Annotated in this window: 35 protein-coding genes; 10 read left to right on the forward strand and 25 right to left on the reverse strand. The window is 59.2% G+C overall.

The genetic code is table 11. The features are described from left to right. Positions 1-46 precede the first annotated feature (46 nt). From PQ457_RS07945 to PQ457_RS08065, 25 genes are all read right to left on the reverse strand, one after another. Positions 47-175 carry a phage tail assembly chaperone gene (locus PQ457_RS07945; RefSeq protein WP_273619177.1) on the reverse strand — a complete coding sequence of 43 codons (129 nt, stop codon included), beginning with the start codon at positions 173-175 and terminating at the stop codon, positions 47-49. Between the two features lie 20 nt (positions 176-195). Beyond that, positions 196-612 carry a GTA-gp10 family protein gene (locus PQ457_RS07950; protein ID WP_273619178.1) on the reverse strand — a complete coding sequence of 139 codons (417 nt, stop codon included), beginning with the start codon at positions 610-612 and terminating at the stop codon, positions 196-198. Then, on the reverse strand, positions 612-1,058 hold the full coding sequence (locus PQ457_RS07955; RefSeq protein ID WP_273619179.1) for a phage tail tube protein: 447 nt from the start codon (positions 1,056-1,058) through the stop codon (positions 612-614). The genes PQ457_RS07950 and PQ457_RS07955 overlap by 1 nt, the downstream gene beginning before the upstream one ends. Positions 1,059-1,070: 12 nt before the next feature. Next, on the reverse strand, positions 1,071-1,490 hold the full coding sequence (gene gp17 / locus PQ457_RS07960) for a tail completion protein gp17 (protein WP_273619180.1): 420 nt from the start codon (positions 1,488-1,490) through the stop codon (positions 1,071-1,073). Between the two features lie 3 nt (positions 1,491-1,493). After that, positions 1,494-1,988: a hypothetical protein gene (locus PQ457_RS07965; RefSeq protein WP_273619181.1), complete on the reverse strand. Its 495-nt coding sequence runs from the start codon at positions 1,986-1,988 to the stop codon at positions 1,494-1,496. Beyond that, positions 1,978-2,337 carry a phage head closure protein gene (locus PQ457_RS07970; RefSeq protein ID WP_273619182.1) on the reverse strand — a complete coding sequence of 120 codons (360 nt, stop codon included), beginning with the start codon at positions 2,335-2,337 and terminating at the stop codon, positions 1,978-1,980. The genes PQ457_RS07965 and PQ457_RS07970 overlap by 11 nt, the downstream gene beginning before the upstream one ends. Before the next feature lie 2 nt (positions 2,338-2,339). Beyond that, positions 2,340-2,918: a head-tail connector protein gene (locus PQ457_RS07975; protein ID WP_273619183.1), complete on the reverse strand. Its 579-nt coding sequence runs from the start codon at positions 2,916-2,918 to the stop codon at positions 2,340-2,342. Positions 2,919-2,921: 3 nt separating this feature from the next. Beyond that, positions 2,922-3,251: a hypothetical protein gene (locus PQ457_RS07980; protein WP_273619184.1), complete on the reverse strand. Its 330-nt coding sequence runs from the start codon at positions 3,249-3,251 to the stop codon at positions 2,922-2,924. Positions 3,252-3,314: 63 nt separating this feature from the next. Next, positions 3,315-4,592, reverse strand: a complete 1,278-nt coding sequence (locus tag PQ457_RS07985) for a phage major capsid protein (protein ID WP_273619185.1) — start codon at positions 4,590-4,592, stop codon at positions 3,315-3,317. Between the two features lie 107 nt (positions 4,593-4,699). After that, positions 4,700-5,329, reverse strand: coding sequence for an HK97 family phage prohead protease (locus tag PQ457_RS07990; protein ID WP_273619186.1), 630 nt, complete (start codon positions 5,327-5,329; stop codon positions 4,700-4,702). After that, positions 5,307-6,608 carry a phage portal protein gene (locus tag PQ457_RS07995; protein ID WP_273619187.1) on the reverse strand — a complete coding sequence of 434 codons (1,302 nt, stop codon included), beginning with the start codon at positions 6,606-6,608 and terminating at the stop codon, positions 5,307-5,309. The genes PQ457_RS07990 and PQ457_RS07995 overlap by 23 nt, the downstream gene beginning before the upstream one ends. Then, positions 6,608-8,359, reverse strand: coding sequence for a terminase large subunit (locus PQ457_RS08000; protein ID WP_273619188.1), 1,752 nt, complete (start codon positions 8,357-8,359; stop codon positions 6,608-6,610). The genes PQ457_RS07995 and PQ457_RS08000 overlap by 1 nt, the downstream gene beginning before the upstream one ends. A 9-nt stretch (positions 8,360-8,368) precedes the next feature. Next, on the reverse strand, positions 8,369-8,779 hold the full coding sequence (locus PQ457_RS08005; RefSeq protein WP_273619189.1) for a P27 family phage terminase small subunit: 411 nt from the start codon (positions 8,777-8,779) through the stop codon (positions 8,369-8,371). A gap of 282 nt (positions 8,780-9,061) precedes the next feature. Continuing rightward, entirely contained in the window at positions 9,062-9,370 is a 309-nt protein-coding gene (locus PQ457_RS08010; RefSeq protein ID WP_273619190.1) for an HNH endonuclease, read from the reverse strand. A 160-nt stretch (positions 9,371-9,530) separates the two neighbouring features. Beyond that, the gene (locus PQ457_RS08015; RefSeq protein WP_273619191.1) at positions 9,531-12,302 is read right to left on the reverse strand and encodes a pentapeptide repeat-containing protein; all 2,772 of its coding nucleotides are present in this window, start codon (positions 12,300-12,302) and stop codon (positions 9,531-9,533) included. Between the two features lie 156 nt (positions 12,303-12,458). Continuing rightward, positions 12,459-13,073, reverse strand: coding sequence for a hypothetical protein (locus PQ457_RS08020; RefSeq protein ID WP_273619192.1), 615 nt, complete (start codon positions 13,071-13,073; stop codon positions 12,459-12,461). 18 nt (positions 13,074-13,091) lie between these two features. Next, positions 13,092-14,123 (reverse strand): helix-turn-helix domain-containing protein, encoded by a 1,032-nt coding sequence (locus PQ457_RS08025; RefSeq protein ID WP_273619193.1) that lies wholly within the window; start codon positions 14,121-14,123, stop codon positions 13,092-13,094. Positions 14,124-14,190: 67 nt separating this feature from the next. Continuing rightward, positions 14,191-14,388, reverse strand: a complete 198-nt coding sequence (locus PQ457_RS08030) for a hypothetical protein (protein WP_273619194.1) — start codon at positions 14,386-14,388, stop codon at positions 14,191-14,193. Continuing rightward, a complete protein-coding gene (locus PQ457_RS08035; RefSeq protein ID WP_273619195.1) occupies positions 14,385-14,816 on the reverse strand; it encodes a DUF1064 domain-containing protein in 432 nt (143 codons plus the stop codon). The genes PQ457_RS08030 and PQ457_RS08035 overlap by 4 nt, the downstream gene beginning before the upstream one ends. Further along, positions 14,816-15,079: a hypothetical protein gene (locus PQ457_RS08040; protein WP_273619196.1), complete on the reverse strand. Its 264-nt coding sequence runs from the start codon at positions 15,077-15,079 to the stop codon at positions 14,816-14,818. Before PQ457_RS08040 ends, PQ457_RS08035 begins: the two co-directional genes overlap by 1 nt. A gap of 95 nt (positions 15,080-15,174) precedes the next feature. Then, on the reverse strand, positions 15,175-15,423 hold the full coding sequence (locus PQ457_RS08045) for a hypothetical protein (protein WP_273619197.1): 249 nt from the start codon (positions 15,421-15,423) through the stop codon (positions 15,175-15,177). Beyond that, positions 15,420-15,863 (reverse strand): hypothetical protein, encoded by a 444-nt coding sequence (locus tag PQ457_RS08050; RefSeq protein WP_273619198.1) that lies wholly within the window; start codon positions 15,861-15,863, stop codon positions 15,420-15,422. The genes PQ457_RS08045 and PQ457_RS08050 overlap by 4 nt, the downstream gene beginning before the upstream one ends. Next, positions 15,856-16,293 (reverse strand): LexA family protein, encoded by a 438-nt coding sequence (locus tag PQ457_RS08055; protein ID WP_273619199.1) that lies wholly within the window; start codon positions 16,291-16,293, stop codon positions 15,856-15,858. Before PQ457_RS08055 ends, PQ457_RS08050 begins: the two co-directional genes overlap by 8 nt. Then, on the reverse strand, positions 16,294-16,602 hold the full coding sequence (locus PQ457_RS08060) for a hypothetical protein (protein WP_273619200.1): 309 nt from the start codon (positions 16,600-16,602) through the stop codon (positions 16,294-16,296). Positions 16,603-16,847: 245 nt separating this feature from the next. Continuing rightward, positions 16,848-17,066: a hypothetical protein gene (locus PQ457_RS08065; RefSeq protein WP_273619201.1), complete on the reverse strand. Its 219-nt coding sequence runs from the start codon at positions 17,064-17,066 to the stop codon at positions 16,848-16,850. A gap of 5 nt (positions 17,067-17,071) precedes the next feature. Between PQ457_RS08065 and PQ457_RS08070 the strand changes: the two genes are divergently transcribed. The 10 genes from PQ457_RS08070 to PQ457_RS08110 all read left to right on the forward strand — a co-directional run bounded on the left by PQ457_RS08070 (position 17,072) and on the right by PQ457_RS08110 (position 21,104). Further along, positions 17,072-17,770: a LexA family transcriptional regulator gene (locus PQ457_RS08070; RefSeq protein ID WP_273619202.1), complete on the forward strand. Its 699-nt coding sequence runs from the start codon at positions 17,072-17,074 to the stop codon at positions 17,768-17,770. Between the two features lie 35 nt (positions 17,771-17,805). Beyond that, positions 17,806-18,309 (forward strand): hypothetical protein, encoded by a 504-nt coding sequence (locus PQ457_RS08075; protein WP_273619203.1) that lies wholly within the window; start codon positions 17,806-17,808, stop codon positions 18,307-18,309. Further along, the gene (locus PQ457_RS22230) at positions 18,278-18,661 is read left to right on the forward strand and encodes a helix-turn-helix domain-containing protein (protein WP_420540928.1); all 384 of its coding nucleotides are present in this window, start codon (positions 18,278-18,280) and stop codon (positions 18,659-18,661) included. Before PQ457_RS08075 ends, PQ457_RS22230 begins: the two co-directional genes overlap by 32 nt. After that, the gene (locus PQ457_RS08080; RefSeq protein WP_273616390.1) at positions 18,658-19,089 is read left to right on the forward strand and encodes a DUF6941 family protein; all 432 of its coding nucleotides are present in this window, start codon (positions 18,658-18,660) and stop codon (positions 19,087-19,089) included. Before PQ457_RS22230 ends, PQ457_RS08080 begins: the two co-directional genes overlap by 4 nt. 200 nt (positions 19,090-19,289) lie before the next feature. Beyond that, the gene (locus PQ457_RS08085; RefSeq protein WP_273616391.1) at positions 19,290-19,475 is read left to right on the forward strand and encodes a hypothetical protein; all 186 of its coding nucleotides are present in this window, start codon (positions 19,290-19,292) and stop codon (positions 19,473-19,475) included. Next, on the forward strand, positions 19,472-19,831 hold the full coding sequence (locus PQ457_RS08090; protein WP_273616392.1) for a hypothetical protein: 360 nt from the start codon (positions 19,472-19,474) through the stop codon (positions 19,829-19,831). The genes PQ457_RS08085 and PQ457_RS08090 overlap by 4 nt, the downstream gene beginning before the upstream one ends. Further along, on the forward strand, positions 19,831-19,965 hold the full coding sequence (locus tag PQ457_RS08095) for a hypothetical protein (RefSeq protein WP_273616393.1): 135 nt from the start codon (positions 19,831-19,833) through the stop codon (positions 19,963-19,965). Before PQ457_RS08090 ends, PQ457_RS08095 begins: the two co-directional genes overlap by 1 nt. After that, positions 19,962-20,591 carry a hypothetical protein gene (locus tag PQ457_RS08100; protein WP_273616394.1) on the forward strand — a complete coding sequence of 210 codons (630 nt, stop codon included), beginning with the start codon at positions 19,962-19,964 and terminating at the stop codon, positions 20,589-20,591. The genes PQ457_RS08095 and PQ457_RS08100 overlap by 4 nt, the downstream gene beginning before the upstream one ends. After that, positions 20,584-20,877, forward strand: coding sequence for a hypothetical protein (locus tag PQ457_RS08105; protein ID WP_273616395.1), 294 nt, complete (start codon positions 20,584-20,586; stop codon positions 20,875-20,877). Before PQ457_RS08100 ends, PQ457_RS08105 begins: the two co-directional genes overlap by 8 nt. Continuing rightward, entirely contained in the window at positions 20,874-21,104 is a 231-nt protein-coding gene (locus PQ457_RS08110; RefSeq protein ID WP_273616396.1) for a hypothetical protein, read from the forward strand. Before PQ457_RS08105 ends, PQ457_RS08110 begins: the two co-directional genes overlap by 4 nt. Positions 21,105-21,145: the final 41 nt, after the last annotated feature.

The following is a 21,145-nucleotide window of genomic DNA, read 5'->3' on the forward strand; positions in this document are numbered from 1 at the left end:
ACTGGGGCGAAACCAGACGACGAACGTTTTTGCGCAGCTTAGGTGTTTACCCTTGATCGATCCGCGCATTCGCCCGCTGCCGCGCCTCGATCATCGCCCAAATCTCGTGGGACGTGGCCTGCCAGAATTGCTCCGCGCTCCACCCAAAGGCGTCCATCATGACCCCCATCAGCATGCGGTAACGCGCGTGGCCTTCTAGCCGTTCGCCGTCACCGCGCGGGGCTCCCCCTGCGGGGTATATCCGCCGTTCACGACATTGGCCATGACTGCGGACAAGATGCCCAGTACCTTCACTTGCCCCTCGGCATAGATCAGATCGGCCAAGACATCATTGTTGATGTTGGCGGTCAGCTTGTCGTCGGGCGCCGCACCGGCGCGGATGAAGGCCCCGGCGATCACGCCCAGCTCGCGATAGCCCAACGCCACCGCCCCGGCGCGCTGACACAGGGCCAGCATGCTGCCGCCCAGTTCGTCCTCGATCGCCAGGGCCGCAGCGCTGGTGGGGCGCAAGCGATACTTGACCCCGCCCAGCGTCAGCGACACTTCGCCGCGCACCGCATTGGCCTCAGGCTGGGCACGCTGCCCGGCCCGAGGCGAACGACGCGCCGCCATTAGCCGCCGCTCCCGGCATAGGACGGATCGGGCACCTTATCGATGGTCGGCGCGGCGGCCAGCGCAAGGTCGATGCTCCAACTGGCCCCGTTCCTCTGGTCATAGTCGTCCGAGAAGTTGCCCACCGACATCTTGGCCTGAAAGAACACCTCGCCGGTCAATTCGTTGACCAACTGGAATTCCTCGACCGGAACGGCCTGTTTCTGCACCTCATACAGGCGCGAATAGCCCGGATCGGGCAGCTTGGTGATGCCGTTGACCGAGATGGTGATCGACTTCTGGCCAAAGCCGTTGGTCTTGTAATTGCCATCGTCCTTGGACGTGGTGTCGATGCTGTCGCTGCTCCCCTTTCGCGAGGCCTTCTGTTCGCCCGCAATCGGGATGAAGGTGGAGCCGCTTTTGATCAGCGTGCGGGTATCTTTGCCGTATTGGGCAACTGCGGTCATGGTTATGCCTCCTCAGGCGGGTTGAACGTTGAAGGAAAAGGTGGAGAGGGCAACGTAGGTCACGCCATCGGCAATGGCCTCGCTGACGATTTCCTCACCGATGACGGGGCGAGAGAACACCGCACCGGGGGCGGCTATGGGGCGGCCGTTCAACGCTTTGCGGACCCGTCCGACCATCCAAATGATTTCGTCGCGCTGATTGCCCACCCATTGGCAGATCACCTCAATCTCGATGCGCGACATCTGTTCATCGCGGGTCGAGGCATCCACCGATTTGATCGTGCCCAGCTTGATAAAAGGCGCCGGGGTGTCCTGCGGCACATGATCGAACACCTGCAGGCCCGCGGGCGCATCGGGCAGATCCGCAATGGGCAATAGCGCGCCGATCACCGCGCGCATGGCCGGTGTCAGCAGATCAACATCTTCATCCATGGGTCAATTCCCGGTGTTTCTCAAAACGGCATCCCAGAAGCGATCCTGAACCCCGTTCAGAACCTGCTCAAAGCGCTCCTCAAGATGGACGAACGGACGAGCCGGACGGGCCTTCCATTCGATGGTATCAGACCAAACAATGTCCTCGACGCGCTTACGGCCACGGAGCAGGCGTAGCTTGCCCTTAACCCGTCTGCGCCGCTGAACCAGCTTCTCGCCCGCCTTCACGCCATATTCCTGCATGATGGCGTAGAAGCGGGGATCTTTCTTCTTCAAATCAGGATAGCCCACGCGCACGCGCAATCCGTCGATGGCCTGCGCCACGGTAAGGGCATTACGGAGCAGACCGGTTTCAAACGGTGCGGCCTGTTGCTGGGCCGCCAGAATTTCGAGGCCGATTTCGCCCAGTTCGGTCGCAAGCTGCTTTCGGGCTTCGGGCTCAATCGAGGCCCAGAAGGCCAGATTGGCCTCCAAATTGGCCACATTGCTATTGGCCATCGTCGGGCTCCACGCCTTCCGTAGTGGCAAGGATCGTCAGCCATTTGCGTGTCCCAAAGGGATCATAGGGCGGCGCAGCGATGGCCAGATTTGTACCATCGGCCAGCCGCACCTGATCGGTGGCCAGAATGCCCGCGCGCCAGCGGATCGTGACGCGCGAGACGCTGATCCCCGTCAGAGCATGGCCGATCATGGCCTCGCGCCCATCGAGCCCGATAATTTCCGCGCGGGGGCTGGCGATGGTCTGCCATTGCTTGGTCTGCCCGCCCCGGCCATTGTTGACCAGCACGGCGCGGCGGATCTTGATCGGATGGCGCAGCCGCCCCGCCCCTAAGGTTGAATGCGCCATGGTCAGAACATCCGGTAATTGGCCAGGAGTGCGGCCACGCCGTTGGGCAAGGTCGCCTTGGCAACGCCATCGGGCGATGTGTCTTCGCGATTCGCGAAAAAGTCGCCCAGCAGCAGGAAGCAAGCCTGTCTTATTGGGGGCGGAATAGTGGACGGATCAGCGCCATACCCTACTTCGACTGTCAACCGGACAGCATCATCAACCTGACGCAAAACCGGCCAAGTCTTACCGGCGGCCGGGCGGACGCCGACAGAGAGCCCAAAGCCGAACTGTTCCCACAATGTGCCGGACAGGGTGGGATTCAAACCGTCGGTGGTCAGACAGTCAATCGCCGTCACCTGCGCAACGGGGCCGATGGGCAGCCGCTCAAGATCCAGAAACGATCGGCACCGAAGGCGGACAGTCTGCGTGAGCAGCCGAAGCCCGGTATAGGCCTCGACATAGGCCCCTGCGGCGTCGATCATCCCTTGGATAATGGCGTCCTGCCCATCATCATCGTCGGCCGACAGATAGGTCCGGGCAAGCGCCGTAGTGGTCCAACTTCCCGCCGGAGCCGCAATGGTTTCGACAGGCATCCACATGGATCAGGCCTTTGCCTTGGTGGCGGTCTTGGTTTTGGCCTGCGCGTCAGCGGCGGCCTGCGCGTCAGCGGCAGCCTGAGCATCGGCGGCAGCCTGCGCGTCAGCAGCGGCCTGAGCATCAGCAGCGGCCTGCGCAGCGGCTACGGCAGCCAGTTCGTCCGCAGTAGGGGCATTGGCAGACGCGCGCGCGGCCGCTTCTTCCTCGGCATCGACCGACTCGGCAAATCCGGCATCGATCAGGCGCAGCGCCTCGGCGTCATCCGGGCTATAGGGGCTGCCGACAACAAGCGCCAATTCAGGCCCCTGCATGGGGACCAGCATTTTCAGTTTCATGGGAATGCTCCGCAATGATGAGCAGAAATGCGGGCGGGACCGGAGCCCCGCCCGGCGTCATGATCAGGCGAGCTTGAGGGCCTTGATCGCGGCGGCGTCCACCAGTTCGCCGTCATAGCGGATCAGACCCGCCAGACCGACCTTGGGCCAGAAGCGTTCGCGAACCGTGCCGATCACCGGCCCGCCGACCTTGCGGACCCAATAGCGGCTGAAATCGCCGAAGATGATCGCCTTGTTGCCCGTCGCGATCGCGGGCACGTCGTCGTTGATCGAATAGGGCTTGTCGAGCAGCATATCCGACACGCCCGCGCGGATGTCGCCCATCTGCCAGAGGTAATTGCCCTGGCCGTCCTTCAACTTGCGCAGCACCGCCAGCGTGGAATCGGCAAACATCCAGCGCGCCTTGGGGCTGCGGCGATAGGCCTGATTGACCGAATGCTGGAAGGTGATCAGTTCGTCCGAGGCAATAGCCACCGCCGAAGCTGCGGTGATGCCGACCGGGGCCGCCGTCACGATGCCATTGGGCTGGTTGACGCCCGAGCCCGTGGTCAGACGGGCATTGGCGCGTCGGCCAAGGCGTTCGCCCAACGCACCGGAGATGAAGCCCTGAATGTCAAAGGCCGAGTCCTGGAGCAGTTCAAAGCTGATCTTCACCCAAGGGGTGGCATCAACATAGGCGTCAAAGCGGGCCTGCCCGAAAACAGCATCGCCGCTGCCGTCATCCGTCAGATCGGCGCCCTCGGCCAGCGCCGATGCAGTGTTGGCGGTGTCGTCATTGGTGGGGATGGTGAACTGATTGCCGCCGCCGGTCGAAACTTCATTGGTGATGCCGGGGTCATACATCGGCCCCCAATCCTTCATCACCTGGACAATGTCATTGGCCATCTGAACCGGCACCGTATAGCCGCCGGCGGCATTCGTCCCGGCGGTCTGAGTGCGCAATTCCTGATAGCCCGCGCGCAGGAGCTGGCGCTGTTCGGTGGTCATCGCGCCCATATCGCCGCCCTCGCGCAGCATGGCCATGAAGGCATCGCGATATTCCGCCTGGCGCTGTTCGTCGGTGCGCTGTTCACCATCATTCTGGCCGCCGGTGGTCACATCGGGGCCAAGGGGACGGTTACGACGCTGGCGCTCTTCCATCTGCGCCTCGATTTGGGCGTGGCGCTCTTCCCGCTTGATGTTGGCCTCAATCTTGTCGAATTCGGCCATGATCGTGTCATGGCGGGCTTCCAGTTCGGCGGTGCGGGCATCGTCGGTGTTCGCGGTGATGGCGTCCAGCGCCTCGCGGGCCTGCGTAACCAGGCGACCGCGCGTTTCATGCAGTTCAGTAAGAGTCGGCATTCGATTTCTCCGGGCATAAAAAAGCCCGCCACCGCGAGAGCGGAGCGGGCGATTGAAGTGCTGGAAGAGCCAGCCGCCTCCGGCTTTCGCCGGGTAAAAGGTGAATGTCAGCGCGTCAGATTGCGCTCGATCTGGGCCTGACGCGCGCGGCGGGCAGCGATGCGCCCCAGCGCGCCGCGCCGGTTATGATCGCGCCGCTCGCCGCGCGCGTGTTCGAGCGAGCGCATGCCCACGCTGGTATCGGGATAGGCCGGGCATGGCGTGTAGGTGATTTCGTAGAGGTCGGCCTCGATGATCGTGCGCAAAGGCGGATCAACGGTCTGGTCCCATTGCTCTTTCCGGGTTACGAACCCGAAAGACATGCCCGCGATATCGCCGCGATCGATCTGCACGGCCAGATCGCGCCCATCGGTGGTGTCGGGCAGATCATTTTCGAAGGCCAGCCCGGTAGCGTCCTCGCGCAGGGTCAGCGTCCCCGCGCCGGTACGGCCCAAAACGCGGCCTGTGTCATGGCTGTGGACCGCGATCACATCGCGCGATTGCAACGAGGCGGCGAAAGCGCCGGGCAGGATGCGTTCGCACCAATAGCCGCCAATGTCGGTTTCGACATTGAACATCGCTGCATAGCCGGTTGCCGTACCCACCAGCGGCGCGGCCGCATCGCCCACCGCGCGCAGTTCAAGCCCGGTGGTGACCGCCCGGCGTTCGCGCTGGTCAGTCTGTGGTTGTGACGGCATCGGTTTGGCCTTCCTCGTTGTCATTGATCGACGGCCCGCCATTGTGGCCTATCTGTGTGCTGACGGTGCCGAGCGGCACGGTGGCGCCTTGGATATAGAGGCGATCCCCATCATCCAGCGGCGGGCGATCCTCGATTTCGCGGACCTCATTCGGGGTCATCTGCGCAGTCTGGATCGCGCGGGCGAAGCCCTCGATGCGGCTGCGGAAATCGCCGCGCTGCAGGCCGTCGAGATTGTGGGCCACGCGCCGCGCGCGGCGGCGCTGGCCGAACAGCTTTAGGTTCAGCTCATCCTCAAAGGCCTTGCACCATTGTCCGATCAGGTGCTTGACCAGTTGCAGATCCTGCTGCTCGGTATTGGCGAACGTGCCTTTGGACAGATCCTGCAGGAACACCGGCGGCAGGCCGTAGATACGGGCGATTTCCTGAATCTGGAACAGCCGCGCTTCGGTCATCTGACCCTTGGCCGGGTCAATGCCGATCGGTTTCAGCGAATGGCCCGGCGGCATCCCAAAAAAGGGCTGGCCCGCCTGCTTGGCCATATCGACCGCGCGCTTGATGTCCGCCATCGCCCGCTTGAAGGCATCGGGCCCCTGCGGCAGCGGACCTTCAAGCGACATGGGGGGAACCCCGCCACCAGCAAAGAACCCGCCCGCGTAATCGCCCATGGCGATCGCCAAGGCAATCGCCTTGCGCCCCTTCCAGATCGGACCATAGGCCTCGATCTGGTTGGTTTTGAGCATGAAGGGAACATCGATCACGTCAGTTGCAGGATATTCCCGGCCCTCGAATCGATAGGTCTTGCGGCCCGAAATCCGCTGGACCGTGGTGAAGGCCGGATCCATGGGCCAGATCGCAACCGGGGTGATGCCCTTGCGCTCGATCCAGCTCATGCCGCGCCCGCCGGTGAACACCTGTTGCCAGGTGTATTGCCGCCAGGCGAAGCTGGACCATTCCGGGTTGGGCGCCTCATTGAGCAGCATGGCCAAATCGCCATCGAGCTTGTCGCCGCTCTTGTCCGTTGTCCGGAAGGCATGAAGCGGCAGGGTCGCCAGAGTGCGCGAGAGGAACGCGACCGCGCCGAACACCGCCGGAACTTCCAGGGCGGCCTCAATCGAGACAGGCGGCAATTGCCCGCGGCCTTCCAGCATGCCGAAGAAGGCAAGGAATTCCTCGGCCGAGGCCGCGCTGGTGATCGTCGAACCTTCGAACGGATTGCCCGCGCGCACCTCCGCCTTGCCGCCGCCTCGGGCGCGCTTGTAATCGTCTGGCGACATCATCAGGCGGTTCCCACCATGCTGAAATTCGGGTCATCCCATGGCGAAGTTGCCGCGGGCTCTTCTTCCTTGGCCATCGCCACGCCCAGCGCGGCGATCAGCGCCACCGGATTGTCGATCTTGGCCTCCGCGCGCGGTTTGCGCGGATAAACGTTATCCTTGGCGTCGGCTTGCGCGACGACATTGTTCATTTCCCATTCCATTACAGGGCATCCGCCGTGGCGGATCGTTCCTGCGCGGGTCAGCGCGTCCAGTTCCTTCATGGGTTCGGAGAAGTTGATCACGATGGGCCGATATTCGACCACCGGGAAACCTTCCTTCTGCATCGTGGTCACCAGATAGGTGGCCTGATGCGGGTCATAGGCGACCTGTTCCAACTGGAAGCGGTCGCGCACATCGCGCAGCACTTCGACAATTTCGTCAAAGTCGATGATGTTGCCATCGGTGACCGAAAGCAGATCCTGCGCATCCCATGCCGCATAGGCCGGAGTGTTCAGCACCGTCTCGCTGGGCAGGAAATAGAACCCGATGCGGATATAGGGATCGTCCAGCGTGGCCTTCCCGAACAGCGGCGGAAACAGCAGTTCGAGCGCGGCAATGTCGGTCCTTGAAGCAAGGTCGAGGCTGGCGATGCAGCGCCGCCCGCGCAGCGCTTCGAGCAAGATCGCATCGGCCACCCTGACCGGCAAATCCCTGTCCCTGCATCGCCGCCAGGCCTCAATGTCGAAATAGGCCGCCTTGGCCGCGACCCACAGGTTGAGGTGCTTGGTCTTGAACACCCCGGCCTTGCGCGGTGTCGCGATGGCGTCACGTTGCCGCGCAAGCAGGTAATCGGCGCCCACAGAAACGCCGAAATTCGGATTGGCTTTGCGAAGGGCAATCTCGCTTTTCCAATCATCGTCTTCGTCGATCGTGTATTCGACAAAGAACGTTTCGTCGTCGAGCGGCGGGCCGCCGTTGTGGCCGATCCCGGCCAGCTTCTCGCGTTCCTCCTGAATTGAGGTGTAGCAGGGACCGGCGAGGTTATCGCCAGCGGTGGTGATGAGAACCTGCAACGGCTGATCGCGGGCGCCCATGCCGGTTTGCATGGTGTCGCGTTGGCTGTCGTCATCGTGTTCGTGATATTCGTCATGGATGGCGCAGCTGGGCGACTGCCCATCGCCCGGATCGCCAATGATCGTCTCAAACTTGCTTTCGTCGGCAACCTTGACCAGCGATTTCGCGTTCACCTCGATACCAAACCGGCGCAACAGCGCGGGGGTGCGCGTGGCCATCAGTTTAGCAGGCTTGAACACCTCCCATGCCTGCTTTTCGTTGGTCGCCCCCGAATAGACCTCGGCACCAAACTCGCCATCGGCGCAGAGCATATACAGGCCGATGCCCGCCGCCAGCGCCGACTTGCCATTCTTGCGCGGCACCACCACGAAGAGGACGCGGAACCGGCGCAGACCGCTGACCTTACGCAGCCAGCCGAAGGTACAGGCCAGAATCCAGATTTGCCAAGGTTCAAGCCGGATCAGCTCTTTCTTGGCGGCCCACTTGCCCTTTGAGTGGGGCAAGCGCTCGATGAATTTGCAGACCCGCGAAGCCTTGTCCGCATCAAAGCGGTAGGGGAAATCCTTTGACCGCTGGACCTTCAAGTCATCAAGGAAGCGCTGGCATTGCAGCACAATCGACTTACCGGCGGGGATCTTGCCCTTTACGATGTCGCGGGCATAGGCCTTCGCTATCGCCGGATAGTCGCGCTGTTCCACATGCAGACCTCAAAAATCGTCGAATGCGCCCTCCGTGGGCTTGTGCCCAGAGGCAATGCGAAGCGCCGCCGCCGGGTTGAGCATCAGCTCCCCAAGCAGCGATTGTGCCTGCCGCATCGCATCCGAAAGCATGGCGACCTCGGGCCGCGCCCGGATCATGCGGGTTACGATGGTTTCGCCATCAACTGTTTTGGCCGACTCCGTGGTGTACGTGTCGCCCTCGGTTTCAAGCACCGCCTGAAAGCGTTGGATCTGCTCAAGCCGGATGGCCAGCAGCCCAACGTGTTCGGCGTAATGCGGGCTCGACCGCTTTTCCGCTTCGAGCATCTGCGCGATCGAGCCGAAAATGAGCTGCGCCAGATTGCTCAAATGCAAGGGTGCAACCATCGGGCCGACCGGCGCCGCATCGCCCAGCGTCACCTCGCGATCAGGACGCGCCGTGCCCGCCAGTTTTTTCAGGGCCGGGGACTTGGGGCGGCGGCCCGCACCTGGCCGGGGTCCACCACTCGACATTCAGCCCCCTTTCGGCTCGATGCAAGAAAAGGCGGCCCGGCACCGCCAAACCGCCAACATTTTTACCTTTTGAATTCGCCCGCGTGAAAATTTTTCTAAGGCGCGGTGTCCCGGTACCTAAGGGCAAACCCTCGCCCCCTCCCCCTAGGGGGTATTACCTAACGGCAATGGTCGATTGTGTGGAAATACCTATGCCGGGCCGGGATGCCGCTCGGCGCGGGTCTTTCGTTGGTGGCATGGGATGCACAGCGCCTGCTTGTTCGACCTCACATCAGCGCCGCCCCAAGCAAGGGGCTTGATGTGGTCCACCTCGACCGCGCGCACCTCTTTGCCCTGCGCCAGACAATGCCGACAGAACGGTTCTTCGAGCAGCACCTCGGCGCGCTCGCGCATCCCTGCGCGCCCACGCTTGCGGCGATCCTTGAACGCTGGCTGCGGTGCCCATGGATTGCGCTCGCGCCAACCCGGCGGACGAAAGGCGGGTGGCTGCATCGCCATCGTATCGCTCCATAAAAAAGCGCCCGAAGTGGATTGACCACAGGGCGCAAATTTAGAGATTAGACAAATTTATAACTTAGACCCGGTGTCGTGTCAACGACCTAGCACTTAAATTAACGATCTATCATAAAAAATCAAAACTTTTTATATCTATGTTAATTTAAGGATCTACGAATGGGTAATCTCCTGCAAACTCAGAATGAGTTACGCATCTGGATTCCAAAATATACTCGGCATTTCTTGAAATCAGCGAGTGTATTCTTTTGACCTCATCTTCCTGTGACTCCATAATGCAAATTTGTTCATGAAAATTATCATCCATACCGATAGCAGACATAAAGGTCATGGGTGATACATAAATCGGCAAGCCAGTTGCTTCTTTAAATGTGACCATATTTAAAGTAGTCACATGAATTTTCAACGAATCCAAATGCGCATTGGAAAAGTCAACATAACCTAACCTGCACTGATAGAAACGACATTCTGACAAATCTGCCCCAAAAAAACTGCTTTCGCCTAATATAACTCCAGAAAAAATGGATTTCTTTAGTAATGAATATGAAAAATCAGAAGAATTTCCTCTAAATCCTTGAAGCAACTGCCCAGAAGCATCCAAATACGACAAGCACTTTAGTATAATATCGCAATCTGCTAATTGAAGAAGTCTTGAAATAATTCTTGATAAATCTCCCTCATCACTCCAATCTAATATTAAAAATTCTTTATCTTCTTTACCTTCATTTAAGGCGCTTACGCAAGAGTTTGAGACCATCCAAAGTGCGCACTCAGCATTTCCTTGCTCCATTTCTAGATTTCGCCAAGTCTCCGAACTGGGAATAACCGGAAAGCCATCACGCGAAACTTTGGAGATCATGATTTGAAATGCTGCCTTAATCTTCCGAGCTATTGCAATACCTGTATCACCGGTTTGAGAGAGGCAGAGGCGCATTTCATCCCGAAGAAAGGTAAGCATTTCCTCAGAAGGCTTACCCGTTCGGGTGGCGCCGATCCAATCGCGCATCGCGTTCTCCATGCGACGAGAAACGTTCTCGGAAACCTCTGTCGCGACTGAAAGCAGTGCTCTGGATGCCAAATACTCTCCAAAACTTTTATGTGTAAATTCAAAGCCACGCTGATTGCGATCATTTGACTTTAGGTAAAAATTCATGGCAAGATTAGTAACATCCTGCCCATTGTCGTTAGTAAAGGAAGACCAGGCTTCCTCTGCATCAGTTATACGTATGGCTTCTTCGAACTTCTCTTCACTGGCAACACGAGTGTCGCCACCAAGCCAAGCTGCAAGCGCTATTGTCTCCATCAATTTGATGAAGTTATTTTTGGAAAGAGTTCTGCCAGGCCCGAGACGCTTAATAGCTCCGTCTCCCCAACCGCGTTGGTAGATTGACTCCATAAGTGAGTGATAAATTCTATTCCTATTGTCTGCCGCCAGTTCCCATTGTTGATTGGCAAAACCTGATAGAGCCAGTAGATAGCAAAGAAGCGGCTCATTGGTTATTCCTTCCAATCTGTCATTGGAAAATGCCTCAGGAACCTCTAACGCCTCTCCCTTGACGGTCGCATATTGCGTCCACCACTGGATTCTCTGATCTTTTGAGGCAAGTTTATCATCATGACTCAGCGGTAGAAATCCGCAGGTCTCCAATGCTGCACTGGGCTCAACGGGAAGGTAGCGCTTAGCGCTCTGAAAAGCTGGCATCCTACCGCTTACCACCACTCTGATTTTTCGATTGCTCGTCCCGATCAAGGCAGGAACCAAGCTATTCAGGCGTGCAGCAAAAGTGCCAACGACATCTTTGGCTGCCTCACCTGGGGCTGCCAATTCATCTAGCCCATCAAAAATGAGAAGCAGCGGTGCGCCGTCCTCAATTGAGGATCTGGACAATGGTGGCTGATTGAAAGGACTATCACTACCCTCCGTAAAATATTTATTGACGGAGTCGCGCAAATCTCCCGCAATCCCGATGTTTTGAAGAGGAACAAATAGAGGCCTAATTCCGTCAAACATCGCCATTCTGCTAGCCAGAGATTTTAGTGTGGTAGATTTCCCACTCCCTGGCCCTCCACCAATTAACCTGAGCCAATCATTCACATTCTGTGATTTGACCCATTGATCTAGCTCTTCGTCTATCATCACCACATTGTAAGGTTCGTTTACATGATAAGGCCGGGCATGTTCAAATGACAAGCCTTCTTCATTCCATGCACCGCGAAGCGGAACATAAAGTTGTTGCAGAGATATTTTATCATCTTCTTGACCAAAAATCGGTTTCACTTGAAAATCATAAATTAATTTTGATCTGTACAATCCCCAAGAGCGCTGAAGCGACGCGGCCGACGACAAGGGTACCTCTAAAGCCGATATCAGAGGTTTATAGTAATCAGGCCTTGCAGTTAATATTGAAAAAATTGCAAGAGTAAAAGATGAATTTATCTTATGCCGAATTGAATCAATTTCATAATTTCCATTTTCATTAATGGCAGAAATAACTTCAAGTGATATTTTTTTATAAAGAGGAAGTATTGACGGTCTATCAAAAAATTCTAGAGGCACTTCAATATCTGTTTGATCAATTTCCTCCTTTGATGACCGAATTATTTTTCCAAAAACATCTACTATTTCCTGTTTTTCACTTTCATTGAATATTTCCGATTGATCGAGAGACCACGCTGTAGCAGTAATTGTCAAAGCCCAGCACAGATAGCCTGGAGACGGCTTGGCCTTGAATGAAGTCGAAAATTTAATAAGGGCATTAATACCACTTGATAGGCCATCAGGATGCCCTTTTACAAAATATTCCGACACAGCGGTAGTTGCGCCAATCAAGAGTTCTTTCCAATCCGCTTCGATCCCGAAATCTACAGGTAGACTAATCGAAAGGTGGGTTTCAGATTCGGCCATTTCGTCACTCATCGCAATCTCCTCATCGCGACTTGAATAGCCATAGTGTTTCTTGAGGTCAAAGCTCGGCAGAAGACACTTCAAGGCGCTTGGTCAATGCCTGTTTGGGCTCCTTTCCAAAAGTAGATGTCCGACCAACCGCCCTGAACAATCCTTCATTCGCCTTGATCAACAGCGCAGCATGCCAATCAGATCGCAAATCATCCTTACCGACGTAAGTGCTGCGGTGGCTGCGCTATCACGCCCGGCGAAGCCCAATCGTCCTCCAGCGGCGCCCGCTGGTTCATCAAATATGACTACGTTCTGCCACAAATCAAAGTAGTGGCGCGGCATCTTAGCGAAAATATGGCGGTCCATATCCGCGATGGTTTCCTTGGCCTCGATGGCGCTGGCCACGAAATCCTGCAATTGCAACCCGCGCACCGACACACCACTCATGTTGCCCCAATTCATGGTGGTCCGCTGCTCCCCGCCAAAGGCCAGCGTCCATGCCCAGCGATACAGCCTGATTGCGTCCATCTGCCGGGCGTCGAGCGCGCCCGAGGCTTCCCAACGCTCGACGGTCGATCCACCGCGATTGCGCACGACCGACGCCTTGCCCTGCTCGGCCTTGGGAAAGTCCTCGCCCTTAACCATCGTCTCGATCACATAATCACCCTTTGCCCGCTGCTCTGCGGACACCAACTGCTCGACCATCACCGGGCGGTTTGCTTCCAGCGCTGCCTTGATCTTCTTCTTTGCCACTTTCGTCCCCATCGCCCGATTTCCTTGCCAGCCGCGCATGCGGCCTGTTCCTTCAAATTACGCCACGCGCCCGCGGCGCTTCCCGGCCCGCTCACATTCGACCACCACCCAATCGACGCCCACACCGATCGCGCGCAGCCCGTCATGGATCGCAGCCATGTGGCGGGCCTCGATCTGCTCACGCCGGAACTCGGTCGGCGCGACAACGCGCAACCCATCATCGGCAAACACAAGGGCGGCTGGCTCAATGGTGGATGCCCAGACGCCCGCGCCCAACGCCTCGCGCAGCGCATCATGCAGATCCGCCGAACGTGATGTCTCAAGGCTCTTGGCCGCCGCATGCTCAACCTTCGCGGCGAGCCCAGTGCTGGCCTGCTGCGCGGCTGGCGCGCCGCCTGCCCTTGCCTGACGCATCACCGCCTCATGGTTCTTGATCACCCATGCGGCCCAGAGCGCGCGCCAATCGGCGCGGCGCTGGCCGGTGCCCCGGTGGTACTGGCTGAACGCCTCGGCCTGCGCCGCGTAGGCCCCATCCGGCCACTGGCTGGCACAGGCCTTGGCGTTGTCAGGCAGTTCGGCCAGAGCAGGCACAATCCAATCATCCGATATCGCCAGCCGGATCTTTCTCCCCCGCTTCGGGGGATTAAGGGGGGTATTATTTTCTAAATCTAGATCCTTATTAGGGGTGACAGACTGACACCCCCGCCCCCGTCTACTGGTCACCGGGTAGGTGACAGACTGACACCTAGGGGGGTGACTGTGTGACACCGGGGTAGGTGTCAGAGTGTCACCTGGGTAGATATAGCCGACCAGTTCAAAACCATTGGCCGCAATGCCTCCATCGCCGCGCCTCCGACCGATGCGGCGGATCAGCCCCAGACCGCCAGCCGAGACGGGATCTTCCAGTTTTTTCAGGGCCCTTTGTACCGTGCGCTCCGAAATCTCGGTCACAAAGGCGATATCGCTGACCTTGCGAAACTCACACACGCCATCGGGGCGCGCCCAGTTTGCCAGCTCGCCCAAGACGGCCTTTACATGCGGGCATCCGCAGCGCTGCTGCTTGGCCCAGTTGGTGGTTTCTGTGCTCATGGCATTCCTGCTGGTAAAACCGAGAACCGCGCAGGCGCCGCAGCGCCGGCAGGGATCGCGGTCTGATTTAAAGGTTGAATTCCTGACGCAGCCCGCGCTCCGCCGCATTGGCCAGCGAAGCGAGGTCAAGCGTCCCGGTCAGTTCGATATGGCCGGTCAGATCCAGCCGACCAGCATGGCTCAAAGTGCCCTCGCTGGCCTGCCGCTGGATCTCGGCCGCCATGGCGCGCACGATCGCCCAGGCGCGGCGGCGCGCCACCGTCATGCCACTTCTCGCAAATCGACTTCGGGAAACAGCGCGCGAAACACGGCCTTGCGGATGGTCCACGCATCATCGCGATACGGCCCCTTCACGTCCTCGACCACCGCGCGCCAGCCGCCCGCGCCGTCCTGCTCTTCATATCGGAAATCCGCCTTGTACCCGAGGCGGCGGCCGTTCTCATGCTTCACCTGACGGCCGTTGATGGCGAACCAGAACTGGGGCTGCTGCTCAAGGTTGCGGATTACCCCGCCCCGCACCAGCAAGTGCAGATCGTTGCATCGGCGCGCCTCGGCCCGGCTGTGGTGATTGTGGCCCGCATGACAGGCGCAGAGCTTGGCCCCAAACTTATTGCCGCCCCCTCCCTTCCCTTTGCGCGGCTGGCGCCCGTTCGCGCCCGCCTTCTTGCCGATGATCCGAACCCAAGGCGTCATCAGAACATTTCCAATTGCGGATCGGGATTGGCCACAAGCCACGCGGCGCGATCGTCTCGCGCAAGCACCAATGCCGCAGCCGCATCGCCCAATTCCTTTTGGGCTCGGGCAAGCCGCTCCCCTGCCCGCTTCACCCGACGCTCTGCACAGGAGATAACTTCCTCGATGCTTTCCAGCGTGGGATCGGACGGAGTGAGCCCGTCAGGGAGCGCGCCTCCTGTGTCGCGCAGACGCAAAAAATCATCCGTCGAAATCGCGGACATAATGGTTCTCCAACGATGAAAAGGGGAAATGGGCCAGCCGCGATATGGGCTTGCACGGAATTAGGCGGGCGGGCCGGTCTGGCGACGATGGGCGCTCATGCCCGCGCGCTCACATCGAACTGGCAATCGGCGGGGATCTCGACCTGCTTGTCCAGCATCACCGCGATATATTGGAAACCGGCGCGGGCACGGCGCTGAACCAGCGTGACGATGCCCATGTTATAGGCCACCCGCGCGGCGCGCAGATAAGGCCCGCCAGCGGTTTCGCCGGTGTGATAGACGAACTGGGCGCCAGCCTCGGCCGTGCGCAGCCATTCGTGCATGGTCTGCTTGGGCTTGCTCATTCCCCGATCACCTTCGCGGCCACGGCGCGCATATCGCGGGCAATGTCGATCAGCGCGGCGCGCTCCTGCGGCACGATGGCGGTCCCGCCCGGCCCATTGGGATGGCGGGCCAGCGCGGCGGCCTGCGTAAAGCGCGCCGCGCTTTCGGCCAGGTCATCAATCAGCCCTTCCTGCGCGGCATCCTCGCTGACCACGGCGCGGCGAAACGGCTCCCCGATCATCGAGAGCAGATCGTCATGGATGCCCCCTTCCCCGCCCAGCTTGAACAGCGCCCATGCGGGCATCACCGTGCCATCGCGCCACGTTTTCAGCGTAGGGGCCGGAATTTCCGTGCGGCGGCTCAAAACGGTCAGCGTCAGGCCATGATCACGCTCGGCCAGCCGGAACATATCGCCCTGCCGGTCGATGGAATGTTGTGTTGCCTTGCACCTGTCAGCCATGATTTTTCGGCTCCCCCTGCCGTATGTCGGCGGTATGGAAAGGATTGATGATCGCGCCGCCGGGCAGATGACCGGCAGGGATGAAATAGAGCGGCGCACCATCGGGGCCGCGCGGGATGGCGATGGGCTTCAACACTTCAAATGCGGGCGGGCTGGTGTTCAGCTTGCGGATGGAACCGCGGCGGCGCAGTTCCAGCAACAGGCCCCAAAGGGTGGTGCGGCTGCGTACACCAATGCCCGCGCTCATTTCCTTGAATGTCGGCGTGAAGCCCTTGGCCTCGATATGCCCCTGAATGTAGCGCAACAGGTCGGCCTGGCGCGCAAGGCCCAAACCCCGGCGTCCGCGCGGCGCAATGCCCCGGCCCGACTTTTCGCCGGTGCCGGGGAGCGACCCAAGGGCTTCTTTGGAAGGGACAGCGGGCGGGCTCATTCAGCTTCCAGGGCCTTCATCATCGGCCCCGGAAGCGCCTTCCGGCCCAGCCAGGAAACGCGCGAACAACTCCGCGCAAAGCAGGACATCGTCTTCTGTGCCTGCCGATCCCATGTGGCGGACGGCGTAATCAAGGGCCGACAGCCCATATTGGTCTTGCCGCTTGGCGAAATCCTCAAATTCGCGCGCGACCGCCACAACGCGATCCGGCGGGACGACTTCGCCGTGGGGACCGCGCTTGCTTGCCCCGCTTCTGATCGCATAACCAAGGCATTGGTAAGCACGGTTGCTGTCCACATGCGTCCACATGATCGGTTCCTTTCTTGGCGGTTGAAATGGTCACGCATCGCGCGGCCCCTCGGCCAGACGCGGAAGGCCGTGAGCGCAGCGCACCTCGTCAGGGCACAGAAAGGTCAGGGAGGGCAGTCGGACCCCTGCCAGTTGGGCGAGCAACCGCGCATGATCGGCATCCCTGCGCGCCCTTGCCCGCTTCGCGGCGCGGCGCGCGCGCCACGTCTCAATGGCCTGCTTCTTTCGAGGTGCTTGCCAGCCCATTACGCGGCGCCTTCTTGCTCGAGGTATGCAATGGCGGATTGGGACAAAACAATGCGCGCCTCATTTGCTGCACGAAGAACAGCCGACCGCCGCCATGACGGAATGTTTTTTCGACCCTTGGCGCGCCAATCGCACACGGTTTGCACCTTGATGCCGGTCGCTACTGCAATTGCAGTCGGGCCGCCAAAGCCGCTAAAGATTTCATCGACAGGGTTCATGGGACATGATTATCCGAAAATCGGATTATAATGCAACAGCGAATTATCCGATTTTCGCGCGGGCGCTTCGGCGCCAGCCGTGGCACATACTCGCCATGGAGGAATCTGCTTTCACGCTATGGATGAAAGGCCGCATGGCCGAACTTGGGATGAGCCAGGCCAAGCTTGCACAGCTTGTCGGTTTCCCCAGCCAATCCGCTATTTCAAATATCCTACTCGGTAAGCGTCGGATTAAACTCGACGAGCGCATAAAAATTGAACGCGCGCTTGAGCAGGAAGGCCCGGCAGACGCCGCGCCAATAAAAGAGGCGGAATTGCCGGTTGTTGGGTTTGTGGGCGCAGGCGGCGCCATTTCATTCGAAGACTCTTACGCGCAAGGTGATGGCATGTATCATGTCGAGCCGATGCCTGGTCTTGATGCGTCAAAGCTGATCGGACTCGAGGTGCGCGGAGACAGCATGTATCCGTTCTTCCGGAATGGGCATATCGTGTTCATCGGCCGCGATGGCTGGGATCACGTAGAAGATGACGCCTTGCAGGACTGGGCTGTCTGTCGCCTTGCCGATGGCAGAACCCTGCTGAAAGAGATTCGTCCCGCCCGCGAACACGGAAAATACGACCTGATCAGCCAGAATGCCCCGCCGATTGAAGGCGTTGAACTTCGATGGGCGACGCCTGTTTTGGGGCATCGCCGCCGGCGGTAAACTCTAATATCAGATTAACCTCCCAGAAAGTCCTGTTGACTTATATGGCAACAATCATACATCTGGCCCAAAGCGGTCATCTGACGCGCTTCGATCCCGGCTTAGATTGGCGCCAACAGGAGGAGAGATGCATCTATTTGCTACCAAGTGCTAAAAATTGGATGCGAGATGTGCTACCTAATGAAATCTCTGACTTTGGTGTCGAACGCACGCCCATTGAACAAGTGGCGTCACTTCTTGAAAATTTCTGCGCCGGAAAAGCTCTTGCATTTCCTCGACAATTCCATCCACTAGTGCATATTGACAGCGGAATCTGGCAATTAAAGACAGCGGATGTTCGCCTTTTCGGTTGGTTCTGCGGTCAGGACCAATTTATTTGTTCCAATGGAGATATGGCTACAAGGATTAAAAAGAATCATTGGTATGAACGTTACCGCGATGAAGCCATCGGGTTCCGTGATATCTTGGCCCTTGATGATCCAAAGTTTGTAGCTGGAGGTCAGCCCGATGACGTCGTTTCAGCTTACCATTCCCGCTAATCGGCGGGCAGCTGCCCGGTATATAGATCAAGTGCATCGTAAGTTGCAGCAGGCTTATGCTCGTAAACCTCACATTACGCAGACTGAGATTGCAAGATCACTCGGCGTGCATCGCTCGGTCATCAACCGCCAGCTCCGCGGGCACCAAGACATTTCTATTGGTCGCATAGGCGAACTGGCATGGGCTCTCGGCCTAGTCGCAGAATTTGATCTAGTTGAGCCTCAAGCAGACCAAGGCAATGCACCAGCAGTTCAGGCAGGAGCATTCCAAGCCGCTCCGCCCAAATCAACCTCAGGCGCAACAGTTGCAGCCACTCAAGATCTAGCTTTCAAGGTGCGAGAAACGGCATGACCCAAATTTCAGCTTTCGGCATCTTCTGCGAAGATGTGCGTGAAGAGAAATCGGGGGGCACAACAATCGTCGGCGCAACGCTAGACAACGTTTACCTCCCTGGGTTCCCAGGGATGCTTGCCAAATTTGCCCTATTTGCTCGGCTCAATCTACCTCTGGACGCACAAGCGCATGCGGCTCACATTTATATCACCATGCCGGATGGAAATCGCGTTCTCGTCGGCCACGTACCAGAAGATGCCGTTGCTACTGCAATCGAAGACGCTCGGCGTAATGAAGCGCCATTTGCGGGCATCATCACCCACATGATTGCAGCACCATTTCCTTTAGATAAGCCATCTCGCGTTACGGCCGACCTTACTTATGGTGACGAGCAGTTCATTCTTGGATTTGTGAATTTTAGGCAAGGACCTCCACCAGCCGCTTGAACACCGAAAAACACAATGTCCCGCACGGCCCAGCCGGTGCGGGATTTTTTTACTCAGCTAGATAATCCGATTTTCGGATTGACTGTAAATCCGAAAATCGGATATACGGGTCCCGGCAACTCGCTGGAGATCCTCAATGGCTTTCGCCACCCCTTCCCTAAGCATACCCAATCGACTGCGCCGCCGACAGGCCGCTTGATATGTCCCGCAACCAAGGCGGGATGCCCGGCATGGTTGCGGGCAAGCGCGTCCATGTCCGCCTGCGCAATGGCTATGACACCCGCAATGCCGAGCCGATGGGGTGGGCCGCTGATGGCCGCTCCGGCTGCCGCTGGAACCTGCTCGGCTCCCCCTTTGACATCGTGGAATGGGAATTGATCGGATGAACCGCCTCCCCTTCGCCTATCGCCAGCCGGGCTGGACCCTTGCCGCTGACGGCCCTGATGCGTTCATCGCGGGCCGCGCGCCTGATAACGCCCCCGACAACGCCAACTTCTATCCGGGCGATGATCAGATGCGCGACGATCCGGCCTATGCCCGCATGTGCTGGACCGCGCAGGCGCTCTTTCACGGAGCGCTGGCACTGATCGCCCTGCTGCCCGCCCTCTGGCTTGCCTGCCGCCTGCTGGCGCGCTTCCCGGCGCTGGCCGATGCGTTGGCCTCCCTTGGGGTCTGGGCGGCCATATCGGTGCTGGCGGGCGGCGTTTGGGCGATTGCCTTCGCCTTGGGGCGCCGCCGCTGATGCGCGCCCATCTCCAATATGCCGCGCTGCTGCTGATCGTGGCGCCTCTCACAGGCGCGGCAATCGCCATGCTCCCCGCGTGGACCGCCGCGCTCTCCCGCCTGATCCTCTTGCTTGTGAGGTCGATGCCATGACGATGCAAACGCCGATCATTCGGCCCACGTTCTTTTTCGAGGTGCTTTCCGATCCCGCCCCGCTGTTCTGGGTCGATGATGGCAAGGGCTTCACCTTTGGCTATGCGCTCGAATCCCTCGCGCGGATCTGCGCCAAGACTAACGGCGCGCCCGCGTTCTGGCGCTACAGCCGCCGGCGCGAGTTGGTCGAGGCGCTGAACAATTTTGCTTGGCCTCATTGCACCCTGACGCAGGCCAACGGCTCCCCCACGATCTATGTCCAGCTTTCGACGCGCGGTGATAGCTTGGCCATGCTGGCCGATGTCGTCTCGCAAGGCGACCAACACGCCCTGCGCGATCTGCTGGAACGCATGGACGATTTCCGCCTTCACCCCACCGCGCAATGGCTGGCCTTCCGCTTCCCCGCACATTGGGCGCCGGGCGTATTCGGCAATGTCCGCCCTGACTGCCCCGAATGCCATAACACGGGCGCGTCGGATTATTCATATCTGGCCGCCGACCCCTGCGATTGCGCCAACGCCACATTCGTCTTGACCGGCGCGGGATGGCCGAACGAGGCCCTTTCCTATGGTTTCCGCTATGCCCCGTCGCCCGCCGCTGCATTGCAGGAGGCGGCCCATGGTTGAGACTGCCTTTTCTCGATCCAGAGCGCCCGCCATCGGCCCGAAGGTGATCGACACCGTTCAAGGCCCGATGCTTTTCGTCGATGCCCCCGGCTGCAGCATTGGCGCGGCCATCCGCGACGATGCCGATGAATCGCGCGTGGTGATCATGGTCTATGATCCCGGCCTGCGCGCCAATGATGGAGAGCCCGGCACCGGCTTTATTGTCCAACTCGATGCAGATGCCGCTGCCCAGGTCGCCGCGGCCCTCCTGCGTAATGCCGACCAAATCGGCCGAAAGGTGCAATGATGCCCGCCGATGTTTTCACCGCCATGGGCTTCCCGCCTAAGGTCCGCGGCGCGCTGGCCAAGGCGCGCCCCGCCATCACCGTGATCGGCGACCTGATCGCCAAGACGCCAGCCGAACTGCTGCGCATCCCCGGCCTCGGCCCGATCGCGCTTTCCGAAATCGAAATCATCCTGCGCACCCACAAGCTGGCTCTGCGCGAAAAGGGGGGCGCTGGTGGTCAATCTTAAAGAGCCACATACCGCATGGACCCGCTGGTGGCAGCTTATGC

The organism is Novosphingobium humi (assembly GCF_028607105.1).
GTDB lineage: Bacteria > Pseudomonadota > Alphaproteobacteria > Sphingomonadales > Sphingomonadaceae > Novosphingobium > Novosphingobium humi.